The 13020-nt window shown below is 34.4% G+C and carries 16 protein-coding genes; 15 read left to right on the forward strand and 1 reads right to left on the reverse strand.

Annotated features, from left to right (window positions below):
- The first annotated feature begins 20 nt into the window (after nucleotides 1–20).
- The 8 genes from pstC (at nucleotide 21) to C5F50_RS03650 (ending at nucleotide 6588) form a co-directional block, all read left to right on the forward strand.
- Entirely contained in the window at nucleotides 21–998 is a 978-nt protein-coding gene (gene pstC, locus C5F50_RS03615) for a phosphate ABC transporter permease subunit PstC (RefSeq protein ID WP_179372327.1), read from the forward strand.
- The gene (gene pstA, locus C5F50_RS03620) at nucleotides 995–1924 is read left to right on the forward strand and encodes a phosphate ABC transporter permease PstA (RefSeq protein ID WP_179372328.1); all 930 of its coding nucleotides are present in this window, start codon (nucleotides 995–997) and stop codon (nucleotides 1922–1924) included. The genes pstC and pstA overlap by 4 nt, the downstream gene beginning before the upstream one ends.
- Entirely contained in the window at nucleotides 1921–2748 is an 828-nt protein-coding gene (gene pstB, locus C5F50_RS03625; RefSeq protein ID WP_218843337.1) for a phosphate ABC transporter ATP-binding protein PstB, read from the forward strand. The genes pstA and pstB overlap by 4 nt, the downstream gene beginning before the upstream one ends.
- The gene (locus C5F50_RS03630; protein WP_179372329.1) at nucleotides 2749–3408 is read left to right on the forward strand and encodes a phosphate signaling complex PhoU family protein; all 660 of its coding nucleotides are present in this window, start codon (nucleotides 2749–2751) and stop codon (nucleotides 3406–3408) included.
- A 70-nt stretch (nucleotides 3409–3478) separates the two neighbouring features.
- A complete protein-coding gene (locus C5F50_RS03635; protein ID WP_246282129.1) occupies nucleotides 3479–4156 on the forward strand; it encodes a DUF47 domain-containing protein in 678 nt (225 codons plus the stop codon).
- Between the two features lie 9 nt (nucleotides 4157–4165).
- Nucleotides 4166–5152, forward strand: a complete 987-nt coding sequence (locus C5F50_RS03640) for an inorganic phosphate transporter (RefSeq protein ID WP_179372330.1) — start codon at nucleotides 4166–4168, stop codon at nucleotides 5150–5152.
- A gap of 51 nt (nucleotides 5153–5203) precedes the next feature.
- Nucleotides 5204–6289, forward strand: a complete 1086-nt coding sequence (locus tag C5F50_RS03645) for a sodium-dependent bicarbonate transport family permease (protein ID WP_179372331.1) — start codon at nucleotides 5204–5206, stop codon at nucleotides 6287–6289.
- Entirely contained in the window at nucleotides 6286–6588 is a 303-nt protein-coding gene (locus C5F50_RS03650) for a P-II family nitrogen regulator (RefSeq protein ID WP_179372332.1), read from the forward strand. Before C5F50_RS03645 ends, C5F50_RS03650 begins: the two co-directional genes overlap by 4 nt.
- Here the strand turns inward: C5F50_RS03650 and C5F50_RS03655 are convergent.
- Nucleotides 6585–6884, reverse strand: a complete 300-nt coding sequence (locus tag C5F50_RS03655; RefSeq protein WP_179372333.1) for an ArsR/SmtB family transcription factor — start codon at nucleotides 6882–6884, stop codon at nucleotides 6585–6587. The genes C5F50_RS03650 and C5F50_RS03655 overlap by 4 nt on opposite strands.
- Nucleotides 6885–6924: 40 nt before the next feature.
- On the opposite strand from C5F50_RS03655, the gene C5F50_RS03660 reads away from it, so the two are divergent.
- From C5F50_RS03660 to C5F50_RS03690, 7 genes are all read left to right on the forward strand, one after another.
- Entirely contained in the window at nucleotides 6925–7329 is a 405-nt protein-coding gene (locus C5F50_RS03660; protein ID WP_179372334.1) for an arsenate-mycothiol transferase ArsC, read from the forward strand.
- Nucleotides 7329–8006, forward strand: coding sequence for an MIP/aquaporin family protein (locus C5F50_RS03665; RefSeq protein WP_179372335.1), 678 nt, complete (start codon nucleotides 7329–7331; stop codon nucleotides 8004–8006). The genes C5F50_RS03660 and C5F50_RS03665 overlap by 1 nt, the downstream gene beginning before the upstream one ends.
- Nucleotides 8007–8087: 81 nt before the next feature.
- A complete protein-coding gene (locus C5F50_RS03670) occupies nucleotides 8088–8510 on the forward strand; it encodes a hypothetical protein (protein ID WP_179372336.1) in 423 nt (140 codons plus the stop codon).
- Nucleotides 8511–9262: 752 nt separating this feature from the next.
- On the forward strand, nucleotides 9263–10537 hold the full coding sequence (hemL, locus tag C5F50_RS03675; protein WP_246282130.1) for a glutamate-1-semialdehyde 2,1-aminomutase: 1275 nt from the start codon (nucleotides 9263–9265) through the stop codon (nucleotides 10535–10537).
- A gap of 5 nt (nucleotides 10538–10542) precedes the next feature.
- The gene (hemC, locus tag C5F50_RS03680) at nucleotides 10543–11469 is read left to right on the forward strand and encodes a hydroxymethylbilane synthase (RefSeq protein WP_246282196.1); all 927 of its coding nucleotides are present in this window, start codon (nucleotides 10543–10545) and stop codon (nucleotides 11467–11469) included.
- A complete protein-coding gene (gene cobA / locus C5F50_RS03685; protein ID WP_179372338.1) occupies nucleotides 11466–12206 on the forward strand; it encodes a uroporphyrinogen-III C-methyltransferase in 741 nt (246 codons plus the stop codon). Before hemC ends, cobA begins: the two co-directional genes overlap by 4 nt.
- Nucleotides 12206–13003, forward strand: coding sequence for a uroporphyrinogen-III synthase (locus C5F50_RS03690; protein ID WP_179372339.1), 798 nt, complete (start codon nucleotides 12206–12208; stop codon nucleotides 13001–13003). Before cobA ends, C5F50_RS03690 begins: the two co-directional genes overlap by 1 nt.
- Nucleotides 13004–13020: the final 17 nt, after the last annotated feature.

Raw genomic sequence — 13020 nt, forward strand, 5'->3', positions numbered from 1 at the left:
CCATTTTCACGCCTGAATGTGTGGCAAAGATAAATCTCACACCTGAAAAGCAAGGCAGGCGCCAAATTTCTGATAGAATCTTCAAAATCGGCGCAACTGTTGCAGGTGTTTATGTTTTAGTAATGATTACTTTGTTAGTCTTTCAATTAATTTCTGAATCCTACCCAATCTGGGAAGAAGATGGATTGTCATTTATCACTGGTACTGATTGGAACGCAGTTGAAGGCAGGGAATCTTTTGGCGCATTACCCTATATCTTGGGTACTCTAGTTACTGCATCCCTTGCAATGCTGATTGGAGTTCCACTAAGTCTTGGAATTGCAATGTTTATCTCAGATGCTCCTACAAAAATAGGTGGTCCATTAGGATTTCTAGTTGAACTTTTAGCTGCAGTTCCAAGTGTGATTTATGGTCTCTGGGGTCTCTTTGTTTTTAGACTTTACTTTAAGGATTGGGTTGAAGAGCCACTTCATGATTTATTTGGTGATTCAATATTTTTATTTTCCGGAACTCCATTTGGTCTTGACGTTATTACTGCTAGTGTGATTTTAGCTATAATGATCATCCCGACAGTTTCAGCAGTATCTCGTGAAGTAATGAAGGCAGTTCCTCAACAACAAAAAGAGGCTGCATACATGCTGGGTGCAACAAAATGGGAGATGTTCAAACTAGCTGTTTTTCCATATTCTAAAACTGGATTAATCGGTGCTTCAATTCTTGGACTTGGTAGAGCCGTTGGCGAAACAATGGCAGTGACAATGTTGATTGGTAATGCAACAGGAATTGCTGCAATCCCATCATCATTATTCAAACCAAGTCAAACAATGTCTAGCATTATTGCAAATGAATTTGTTGAAGCCTCGCCTGCATCACTACATCTTCCTGCATTAATTGGAGTTGCTTTGGTTCTACTACTAATTGCAATTGCAATCAATATTGTGGCTCATCTTCTAGTAACTAGAATGATGAAAGTAAAAGAGGGTGCAATTAACAATTGACTACTAATGAGAGACGACAAGAGTATAGGACATTATTCAAACAAAATGTGGGGAAGAGACTTGTTGTTGATAAAATAGTTCGAATCATAGTATTTGCATGTGTAATAATTGCAATTATCCCCCTTGGAAGTATTCTAGTCGAAGTCTTCAAAAATGGTATTATGGCAATCAGTTTTGAATTTTTAACTGCGACTCCTGGCTCTATTGGTTCAGGCGAAGGTGGTATTGGCCCTGCAATTCAAGGGACTCTGATAATAATTGGATTATCTAGTTTGATTGGAGTTCCGATTGGTGTAATGTCAGGAATTTATCTCTCTGAATATGGAGACAATAAGCTTGCAAGAACTATTAGATTCTTCAATGATGTTTTCATGGAATTCCCATCTATTGTTCTTGGAATCTTTGCATTTTTAGTAATTGTTTTGCTTCTGGGTCATTTTTCAGTGTGGGCAGGCGCCTTTGCACTATCTTTAATCATGTTCCCAATTGTTGCAAGAACAACTGAGGAATCTCTAAAAATGGTTCCAGTGACTTATCGTGAGGCAGGAACTGCTTTAGGTTTGAAAAAATGGGTAATTACTTTTAGAATTGTAATTTCTGCAGCTAAAAGTGGAATGATAACAGGAATTTTACTATCTGTTTCAAGAATTGGCGGTGAAACAGCTCCATTAATAATGACTATTCTTGGAAGCAGTCAATTCTTCAGCAGCATGGATGTTCCAATGGATGCACTTCCTCTTAGAATCTGGAGATTATCTTTGCTACCTTATGATAGTGCACAATTACAAGGGTGGGGATCAGCACTAGTTTTGATAATAATTATTCTGGGAATCAATCTTGCAGTTAGATACCACTTTGCAAATAGAAAGAGAAAGCAGGGAATATTCGGACGATTAATTAAGAAAGGAATACATGCTAAAAATTGACGGCATTGAGTGTTAAAACCGCAAATACTGAAGAGCAGGTAACTCCCTCTTTTACTGTCGATTCTGAAAAATACAAAATGATTGCAGAAAATGTAACAATAAGTTATGATGGAATTGCAGCAGTAAAAAATATCACGATGAAGTTCAAAGAAAAATCAGTTACTGCTTTAATTGGTCCATCTGGTTGTGGTAAAACTACCTTTCTACGTTGTCTTAACCGAATGCATGATATGACAAAAAATGCCAAAGTTGAAGGAAAAGTAATGATTGACAACATTGATCTTTATGATAAAGCAATAGATCCTATTTACCACAGAAGAAAAGTCGGGATGGTCTTTCAAAAACCAAATCCGTTTCCAACTATGTCAATTTATGACAATGTTACAGCGGGTTTGAAACTAAACGGCATACGAGATAAAAAAATTCTAAATGAAATTGTAGAAGATTCCCTAAAAATGGCATATCTTTGGGATGAAGTAAAAAATGATCTAAATAAATCTGCAATTGAATTATCTGGAGGTCAACAACAACGTCTCTGCATTGCAAGAGCCCTTGCAATACAGCCTGAAGTTTTATTGATGGACGAACCTGCATCTGCCCTTGATCCTATAGCGACTCAAAAAATTGAAGAAACTATTACAGAATTAAAAAAAGAGTACACCATAATCATTGTAACTCATAATATGCAACAAGCAGTTCGAGTTTCAGATTATACTGGATTCATGTATTTGGGTGATTTGATTGAATTTAGAGAAACGAAAAAACTCTTTACAGATCCAAAAGATGAATTAACTGCAAAATACGTTCAAGGACAATTCGGATAAATGACTCGATTAATTGATCCTTCCTTGCAAAAACTTTCTTTCATTATGGCTGAAATGGGCGATATGGTAATTGAATCCGTATCTTTAGCAATTGATTCTTACCTTGATGGTACAAACACTATGGATAAAGTTCTGTCACTGTCTGATTCTATTCGCTCAAAATACTATGAAGTTGAAGATTTGACATTTGATATGCTTTTAAAATATCAACCTGTTGCAGATGATTTTCGACTTATTCGTTCATCTACTGAAATTTCTTATGCATTTTCTAGATTTGGTAGATATGCATATGATATAACACAAGTGAGAGACTTGTTTGGTGATGTATCTGAATGTACCAACGCCTCTCTTGTTGAATCTACAAAAAAAGTCAAGCACATGATCAAAGAAGCTGTAATGTCATTTGCTGAACTTGATGTACGCAAAGCAATCAAAATTCGAGAGGATGAAAAAGTCATTGATAGAATATATAAAGAAAGACTGCCAAAACTAATTGAATCAAATAATACAAAGTGTGCTTTAGCTGAAGCTTTACTTTTAAGATATTTGGAACGAATTGGGGATCATGCTGTATTCATGAGTGATGCAATTAATTACATTGTAACTGGAAAACACAGACCAAGTGAAGAGCGAATAGCATCTCATACAAAAAACCAGTAATAATTAATTGAATTTTTATTGAATAATTGCGATCAAAACATTTCACTGATGATTTTTCTATATAGGTGTCATGTTCTTTCTATATCAGTTTATTACTTCCATGATATCTGAAAAATCTATGGGGCAATGGTTATCCTGGATAAAATCCAATGAAAAAGAACTCTTAACGATTCTTGATAATTTAGCAAAAAAAGCAGTTGAAACTTCTGAAGCCGTAGTGGTTTTATTCTCAGATCTTAGTAATATTGATCAAACTAAAAAGATCCATAGACTTGAAACTGAAGCTGATGTCCTGACACGCGATATTTTTGCGGAACTAAACAAGACCTTCATTACTCCTTTAGATAGAGAAGACATGCAAAGAATTGCATCAAAAATTGATGATGTGATTGATTTCATGGATGGTATTGCTGCAAGGGTATACAGCTACAAAATCACCACTCCTCCTCCATACTGTGAAGAAATGGCCAAAGAACTAGTCAAAGCTACAAAAGAAGTAGAGTACATGATTTCAAAATTACAGAGAATAAAAAATTCAAAAGATATGATTGAACATTGCAGAAATACGGGTGATATTGAGCATGCCGTTGATGATTTGTATAGGGAAGCCATCCGAGAACTGTTTGAAAGTGATGATGCAATCAAAATCATCAAACTAAAGGATATCTATGAAACAATGGAAACTGCTTCTGACAGATGTGTTGATGTTGCAGATGTCATTGAAGACATCGTTCTAAAATACACCTGAGATGATTAAATGTTAGAGCTAGCAATAGGTGCAATCATTGTAGCATTAATCTTTGATTTTGTAAACGGGTTCAATGATTCTGCAAATTCCGTTGCTACTGTAATTGGAACACGTGTTCTAAAACCAATCCATGCAGTAGGTTTATCTGCGGCCATGAATTTTATTGGCCCTTTTGTTTTTGGTGTTGCTGTTGCAACTACTATTGCAAAAGGAATCGTCAGTCCAGATGACATTACTGTTTACATGATTATAGGTGGATTAGCTGGTGCAATTGGTTGGAGTACCCTTTGCACTTATTTTGGATTACCCATATCAAACAGCCATTCTTTAGTTGGAGGAATTATGGGTGCAGGTATTGCAGGATTAGGGTTTGAAAAATTAGTTTATGGTGGCCTAACCAAAATCTTTGCAGGTATTGTAATTGCGCCTATGGGTGGAATCATTTTTGGATTATTGTTGACTGGATTAATAATTACAATTTTTGCAGGTCGCAAACCTGGACCAGTAAACAAAACTTTTGGTAAATTACAAATAATTTCTTCGGCTTGGTTTGCATTAACTCATGGAGCAAATGATGGGCAAAAAACTATGGGAATTATTGTCTTGATTTTATTCTCAGCAGGTATGATCCCTGAACTTGAAATGCCATTATGGGTAATTATTGCGGCAGCAACTGCAATGGGCTTGGGAACTTTCTTTGGTGGATACAAAGTAATCAAAACTTTGGGTGTAAAAATTACAAAACTCAAACCATACCAAGGATTTGCAGCAGAAACTGGTGGGGGGTTGATGTTGGCAGTATTTGCAGTATTTGGTATTCCTGCTAGTACCACACACGCAATAACTGGTACTATCATGGGTGCAGGTGCTGCACGCAGAAAACATGCTGTAAGATGGAAAGTTAGTAGACAGATTGTTTTTTCATGGGTTATTACCATCCCTGGTAGTGCCTTAATGGGAATTATCATTACTTATCTAATTCACCTATTTGTTTGATTTTTTGATGTCTTAATTTTTATTCTGCCAAAAATTTTTTGTATTGTTCAAATGGATATTTTACAATTAATTCAATCAAATCTTCTTACTCCTATCATTCTATTCTTTTTGTTTGGAATTATTGCAGCTAGAATAAAATCTGATTTGAAAATCCCTGAGGCAATTTCAGAATTTTTACCAATCTATCTTCTTGCCGCAATTGGTCTTCATGGTGGAATTGAGATGAGAAATACTGGATTTGAAAATATGTTGATTCCTATGTTGGTTGCAATTGGACTTTCGCTTTTGTTTACTTTGAATCATTATCAAATTTTAAGAAGATTGGGAAAATTCAATATTTTTGATTCTTATGCACTAGCATCAACATATGGTGCAGTAGGAGCTGTGACATTTTCAGTTGGCTTGTCTTTTCTCAAAAATCAAGGTGTCTCATCAGAAGGATTTCTTGCAGCCATTTTAGCAGTACTAGAACCAGTAGCGTTCATCTTGGCTATCTTTTTGACAAATATGACCGTGTCAAAACAAATCAAAGCAAAGAAAAAATATTTCACAAGTGATGATACATCTGATATTGAAATTGGGATACAGGGTGCCAAAACAAAGCTCTCTCAGGTTTTACATGAATCAATCACTGGTAAGGCAATAGTAATTCTACTTGGTAGTATCGTAATAGGATACATAATAGGTGAGGATGGATTTGGCTCAATCAAAATTGTATTTGATGAAATGTTTACTGGAGCAATTGTAATTTTTATGATAGAGATGGGAATAATTGCAGGTCAAAGACTAGATGATATTAAAAAAGTTGGAATTTTCCTTACTGCATTTGCTGTAATCATGCCTACTTTTAATGGAATTATAGGTGTTCTAGTTGCAACTGCAATGGGCTTGAGTCTTGGCGGTGCAGTTATGTTTGGATTGTTGTTAGCTAGTGCATCATTTATTGCAGCACCTGCAGTATTACGTCATGCAATTCCTCAAGCAAAGCCTAGTCTTTACATTACTTCTGCATTAGGAATTACATTCCCTTACAACATCATTGTATTGTTGCCAATAATGTTTACAATTTCATCTATTGTTCACACAGGAGAAGGATCGATAGACTTATTCGATTATATCATAAAGGACTGGATATGAAACTCTACAACGTAAAATTACTTACAATTACTTGTGAAATTCTTGCTCAAAAAAATATAATTGAAATTTTAAAAAATCATGAAATTACAGGATATACGACTTATGAGGTAGATGGAAATGGGGCACGTGGTTTACGTGGTCAAGGATTCAAGAATGAAAAAAACGTTAAGGTTGAAGTAATCATGCGTGAAGAAAAACTATCTGATATTGTTGAGGAGATCTCAAGAACATTGTTTGCAAATTTTGCTATAGTCCTTTATGTCAGTGACATTGATGTAGTTAGAACTGAAAAATTTTAGCAGCAAGAATCATCTGAACAAAGAACTGGAATCTTCTTACTTGCATTTGTAATACTTGAAATCAACACTGATAGTTGATTGTTTGAAATTGAATACATTGCTTTTTTACCTTCATCCCTTGATTTTACAATACCGCATTTTTTCAATGTTTTTAGATGATGTGATACTAGCGGTTGGTCTTTCTTTAATTTTTCAACAAAATCATTTACGCACAGCTCTTTGTTTTTTTGTAATATCTCTAGAATTTCAAATCTTGTTTCATCACAAATGCATTTTAAGAGGCTGATTCCATTCATATCAATTTAAATTTATATAAACCACTATTTATTTGATCTTATGGTAGAATCCAAAAAAATCCTTTTTGTGTGCGTAGAAAACGCCGGTCGTAGCCAGATGGCAGAGGGACTTCTTAGAAAATTTGCTCCTCAGTTTGATGTTATTAGTGCAGGAACTAAACCAAAATCTCAACTCATCCCAAATGTAATTGATGTAATGAAAGAGATTGGAATTGACATAACTGAACAAAAACCAAAAGAATTAACAAATGAAATGATTGCACAATCAATCACTGTCAATATGGGATGTATGGATAAAAAGTCATACCCTGCATTATTTGTAGATGATGTAATTGATTGGAATATCTCTGATCCCAAAGACAAGGACATTGAAGAATTAAGAAAAATCCGTGATCAAATAAAAAATGAGGTGTTAAACCTCATTACAAAATTAGATGACCAATAATGGTATATTCTAATTTCCAAATCTTTATTGTAGAACTAATTGGTACATTCATTCTTGTAATTTTTGCAACAGGCTCTATTGTGTATGATGTTCAAATCGGTGGTCCATATGGAATATGGTTTGCAGCTGTTGCTCCTTTTATTGCATTAATCATTGGTGTTTACTCCTTTGGGAAAATCTCCCTTGCTCATTTCAATCCAGCAGTAACCATTGGGTACTACATTACAGGTCATATTTCAAAAATCCAAATTCTCTGGTATTTTGCAGCTGAAATCATTGGCGCAATACTTGGTTCTCTGTTTGTTATGATGTTTATCGGAAGAGATGCAAACCTTGGGGCAAATGCTCCAAACTATGATTATTCTATATTTCTAATATTTCCAGTAGAAGTTTTAGCATCTGCATTACTTATGGCAGTAATATTTACTGTGGTGTATACTAAGGGTCTGAAAGGATTTAGTGGAATTGTAATTGGTGGTATTGTTGGACTGGATATCTTTTTCTTGGCATTTATTTCTGGCGCATCAATGAATCCTGCGAGAGCCTTAGCACCTGCTTTATTGTCTGGAATGTTGGATAATCTATGGCTTTATTGGAGTGCACCCTATGTTGGAACAATTATTGTTGCATTTTTGTTTAGGAAAAAATTTCAGAATCAGCGAAAACAAGAATCATAGTGATACTATCTACTACATAGACTACGGAGTTTTATCAAATCTAAAGACGGTCTGCTTTAGTCTTTCTTGGTGGTAGATATAATGATGATATCATCTGATTTTGTTCAAGATTTGAGAATTTCACGCCTGTGTAAGGATATTTTGGCTTCAAATGAACGCATTTTTTTTGTATCATCGTTGAACAAAAATGGAAGAGCCGTTGAGTCAAAATTTCGAAATGATAGAATTATTACAAAAATGTCCAAACCTGAAATAGAAATGTTTTACATGCAAAGAGCTCTACAAACATCTCTTTGCAAAGAATTTGATGATCTGATTGGTCCACTAAATTTCATAACTATTCACAGAGAAACTGTTTTGGAATTAATTTTTCCCTACTCTAAAGGACTAATGTTGGCAGTATGTGATTTGGATGTTATTCCGTATTATCTTGCAAAAAAAATATTATTTATTCTACATGATTTTGATTGGACATTAAAGAACACTCATATGTATAATGCCTGATGAAAGCTGCCGAAAGTGTGGATTGTTTCTAAAGAATCATTTGAAATGTAAAATATGTAATATGTTATTTCAAGATATTTGTTTTAATTGTAACCAAAAAACATTACCGCGATATCATATTTGTAAACAAGAATATGGTTTTACATTTTGATTTACGTAAATTGTATTACTTTACATATTTATCATAAATCCTTTAGGATGTTTTTTTAGATCAAAACCGAGTAAACACTATGATGCAAAAAGTGACATGTCAAAAATGTGGTAATGATGAGGCTGAAATTTTAAGGCGTGGCAAATTTGCAGAAGACGTTTTGTTTTGTCCTTACTGTGATGATATATGTAACAAAATTGCATGATTGTTTAATTTCTATATAGATTACAACTTTTTAGTTCATTATGGAAAATAACTACAATCATGTTTTATCAAATTTCATCTAATCATATTCAGTGTGTGCTATTCCCTTCCCTGAGCATGACAATACCTCATTTTCAAAAATTCTATTGTCAAAAGAAGTAGCAGGCATCATTAAACAGGTTGTACGGGAGTCTATTCAGACGATTCATCTTGAAAGCAATGACGGGAAGATCAATAAAGGAGAATATGATGTCTGAAAAACCAAAGTATTCATGTAGTCCAAAATGCTGGTGCAAACAAGAAACATCTGATGATTCCTTAATTGGATGATTCATGCCTGAAAATCCAAAAAATTCTGTCTTTTACGAATAATAATGGCCTAGTTTAGCCTATGTTGATGACTAATTCCAAATTATTTTCAGATTCCAAGAAAGTCATTCCTTCAGGAGTAAACAGCCCTGTTAGATATTTCGAACCATATCCTTTCTTTACAAAATCATCAAACGGTGCATATCTTTGGGATGCTGAGAACAAAAAGTACATTGATTTTTGTAATGGTTATGGTGCATTACTGTTAGGTCATAGAAGAAAAGAAATTATCTCTGCTGTATCAAATCAACTTTCAAAGGGAACTCTTTACTGTACCCCGACAGAATCCGAAATCGAACTCTCCAAACTAATCATTGGAAACTTTCCATCAATTGACAAAGTCAGATTGGTAAATACGGGAGGTGAGGCAACAATGACTGCAATTAGACTAGCTCGTGGTTTTACAAAAAAGAAGAAAATAATTAAATTTGAAGGATGTTATCATGGTGCACATGACTCTGTGCTGGTAAAAGCCGGATCTGGTTCTGCACATAATGGCATTTCAGTTTCAGATGGTGGATTAGATGAAGTTTCAAAAAACACTTTGGTTGTACAGTATAACAATATAGAAGATCTACAAAAGACAATACAAAAAAATAAAGATATTGCAGGAGTAATTGTAGAGCCAATCTTGGCTAACATGGGTTTGATTTTGCCTGAAAATAATTTCCTTTATGATTTGAGAAAAATTACCAAAGAAAACAACATCCCGTTAATTTTCGATGAAGTTGTTACTGGATTTAGAGTTGCACCTGGTGGTGCCCAAGAACATTTTGGAATAAAACCTGATATCACTACAATGGCAAAAGCTTTGAGCAATGGATTTACAATTGCTGCCGTAGGTGGTAGAAAAGAAATCATGGATTTACTATCTCCCGGAGGTAAAGTTTACCAAGCAAGTACTTTTGCGGGAAATCCTATCTCTGTTAGTGCTGCAATTAGCTCAATTAAGACAATTAACAAACTAAAAAACAAACTCTACTCTAAACTGGAACGATTCAATCTGTTATTTACTACTGCACTTGATGATATGGCCACTGACATGAATATCCAACACCAAATCAACTTTACAGCATCTATGTTTCAGATTTTCTTTACAAACAAACCTGTGACTAATTATGAGACATCTAAAAAAGCAGACTCTAAGAAATTTCAAAAAATGTTTAGAACACTATTAAAGAAAGGAATATTCGTAGCCCCTTCACAGTTTGAAGTGGTCTTTCTATCTGATGCTCACACTGAAAATGATCTAAACAAAACACTTGATGCATATGATGCAGCACTAAAATCGGTGAAAAATTGAAGTATGTGGTAGGTGCAAGAGGAAGTCAATTATCTATAGCTCAAACAAACTGGGTGATTTCAGAACTAAAAAAAGTAAATCCTGATTGTGAATATGAAATTAAATCCATCACTACAAAAGGTGATACTGATTCTAGGCCATTATTTACAATAAATCAGAAAGGAATCTTTGAAAAAGAAGTTGATAGAGCAGTTGCTCAAAAAGAAGTTGATTTTGCAGTACATAGTCTAAAGGACGTCCCTTCAAAGTTAGATGAGAGTCTGATCATTGCATCTATTCCAAAACGTGAATCAGTAAATGATGTCTTTATTTCATCAGATGGTTCGTCTTTGGAAAATATCAAACAAGGTGCAGTAATTGGAACAAGTTCACTTAGACGTGCAGTTCAGGTTTCAAGAATCAGGCCTGATGTTACAGTAAAACCAATAAGAGGAAATATAGAAACCCGAATAAGAAAAGTATCAGGTGAAAATTTTGATGCAATAGTTCTTGCGCAAGCTGGTATCTCAAGATTAGAAGTTGATGTGAAATTTACTCCTTTATCTATCGATAATTTTTCTCCATCTCCAGGGCAAGGCGCAATTGCAATTGTCGCTAGAGTAGATGATTCAAACACAATTTCTATGCTAAAAAAAATTGAAGATGCAGATTCTAGATTGGAAATAGAGGCAGAGAGAGCATTATCTGACTATGTTGATTCTGGTTGCAGATTTCCATTAGGTGCATATGCAAAATCAAATGGTTCTGAAATGACATTAACAGTATCTGCATTCTCTGTTGATGGAAAACAATCATTGCAAGTCAGTAAAACTGGTAGCAAAAATGATCCTACATCTCTTGGAAAAAATGCTGGCGAAGAATTGCAAGAAAAAGGCGTAAATGATCTTGCATTAAATTGGAGAGAAAAAGTAGAGGAATGGAATAAGACATGACTGGAAAAGTGTATCTTGTTGGAGCAGGACCTGGAGATCATAAATTAATTACACTCCGTGCAGTTGAATTACTCAAAAAGGCAGATGTTGTTTTGTATGATAGGCTAGTAAGTAAAAAAATAATTTCAATGATTCCAAAATCAGCTGAAAAAATTTACGTTGGCAGAGCAGTAGGGGATGACACCACTCATCAAAATACCACAAACGATTTGATGGTAAAACATGCAAAATCCAAAAAAAATGTTGTTCGACTAAAGGGCGGTGATCCTATAATCTTTGGACGTGGTGGTGAAGAAGCAGAATTTCTAAAAGACAATAAAGTAAAATACGAAATTGTTCCTGGAATTACTTCTGGAATTGGTTCTGCTACATATGCAGGCATCCCTTTGACTCACAGAAAATATGCCTCATCTGTAGTTTTTGTTACAGGACATGAAGATCCTGAAAAGAAAAAAGAGATCGTAAAGTGGCAAAGACTTGCAAAATCTGTTGATACAATTGTGATTATGATGGGGCTTTCAAGAATTGATGTTATTTGCAAACAGCTTATTGCAGGAGGAATGGATAAGACGACTCCTGTTGCAGTCATTCAAAATGGAACTACTCCTAACCAAAAAATGATCAAAGGAACAATAACAAATATTGCAAAAAAAATTAAAGAAAATAAAATAACCCCTCCCACAATTATTATTATTGGAAATGTCGTTGATTTGTCAGATACTATTGGGTGGAAATAATGCTTGATGGAAAAACTATTGCTATAACTCGTTCTAAGGATGATGCTACTGAATTCATTTCACTTACTGAACAAAATCATGCAAAACCACTCCCATTACCTACAATTGAACTTGTAAGTAAGGGTGAAAAAATAGTTGATGAGTTTTTAGAATCTATGGAGGAATACAATCCTGACTATTCTGTTTTTATGAGCTCAAAAGCAGTCAAACTACTTTTTGATACTGCAAAACATGTTGGTAAATTAGATAATCTACAATTAGCTGTTGCAAATACTATCGTAATGTCTGTTGGCCCAAAAACAACAATTGCGCTTGAAAACGAAGGAATCAAAGTTAATCTTCAACCTACTACATTTTCATCTGTTGGAGTGGGTGAGGAATTCACACAAATCAACGCAGTTGGGAAAAAAGTTATTGTTCCTCGAAGTGGCGCATCTACACCATTTCTCAAAGAACTTTTAAACAAAATTGGAATTGATGTGCTAGAAATTCATCTCTATGATGTTTGTGCATTCAGAGATACTACTCAATGGAATGAATTCAGAGAATTATTCTCTCAAAATAAAGTGGATGGTATAGTGTTTACCAGTGCATCATCTGTACGTGGATTCTTTGAGATAATGTCAAAAGATTATGGTGAAGACAAATTACTTGAACATCTTGCAAAATTATCTGTAGTTTCTATTGGTCCATTTACTTCAGATGAATTGAAAAAATTCAATGTTAAAAATATTGTATCTCAAGTTCATACAGTTGCAGGGGCGTTTGATGCAATGAAAAATACTCTTACTGCATAATCTGAACATTGATTGCG

The organism is Nitrosopumilus ureiphilus, assembly GCF_013407185.1.
Classification (GTDB): domain Archaea; phylum Thermoproteota; class Nitrososphaeria; order Nitrososphaerales; family Nitrosopumilaceae; genus Nitrosopumilus; species Nitrosopumilus ureiphilus.

Bases quoted from the DNA above. Each gene is read 5' to 3' on its own strand.
- C5F50_RS03640 (WP_179372330.1), top strand. From the start codon at position 4,166: ATGTTAGAGCTAGCAATAGGTGCAATCATTGTAGCATTAATCTTTGAT.
- C5F50_RS03650 (WP_179372332.1), top strand. From the start codon at position 6,286: ATGAAACTCTACAACGTAAAATTACTTACAATTACTTGTGAAATTCTT.
- C5F50_RS03645 (WP_179372331.1), top strand. From the start codon at position 5,204: ATGGATATTTTACAATTAATTCAATCAAATCTTCTTACTCCTATCATT.
- C5F50_RS03635 (WP_246282129.1), top strand. From the start codon at position 3,479: ATGTTCTTTCTATATCAGTTTATTACTTCCATGATATCTGAAAAATCT.
- cobA (WP_179372338.1), top strand. From the start codon at position 11,466: ATGACTGGAAAAGTGTATCTTGTTGGAGCAGGACCTGGAGATCATAAA.
- C5F50_RS03655 (WP_179372333.1), bottom strand. From the start codon at position 6,884: ATGAATGGAATCAGCCTCTTAAAATGCATTTGTGATGAAACAAGATTT.
- C5F50_RS03665 (WP_179372335.1), top strand. From the start codon at position 7,329: ATGGTATATTCTAATTTCCAAATCTTTATTGTAGAACTAATTGGTACA.
- C5F50_RS03690 (WP_179372339.1), top strand. From the start codon at position 12,206: ATGCTTGATGGAAAAACTATTGCTATAACTCGTTCTAAGGATGATGCT.
- hemL (WP_246282130.1), top strand. From the start codon at position 9,263: ATGACTAATTCCAAATTATTTTCAGATTCCAAGAAAGTCATTCCTTCA.
- C5F50_RS03630 (WP_179372329.1), top strand. From the start codon at position 2,749: ATGACTCGATTAATTGATCCTTCCTTGCAAAAACTTTCTTTCATTATG.
- C5F50_RS03660 (WP_179372334.1), top strand. From the start codon at position 6,925: ATGGTAGAATCCAAAAAAATCCTTTTTGTGTGCGTAGAAAACGCCGGT.
- C5F50_RS03670 (WP_179372336.1), top strand. From the start codon at position 8,088: ATGATGATATCATCTGATTTTGTTCAAGATTTGAGAATTTCACGCCTG.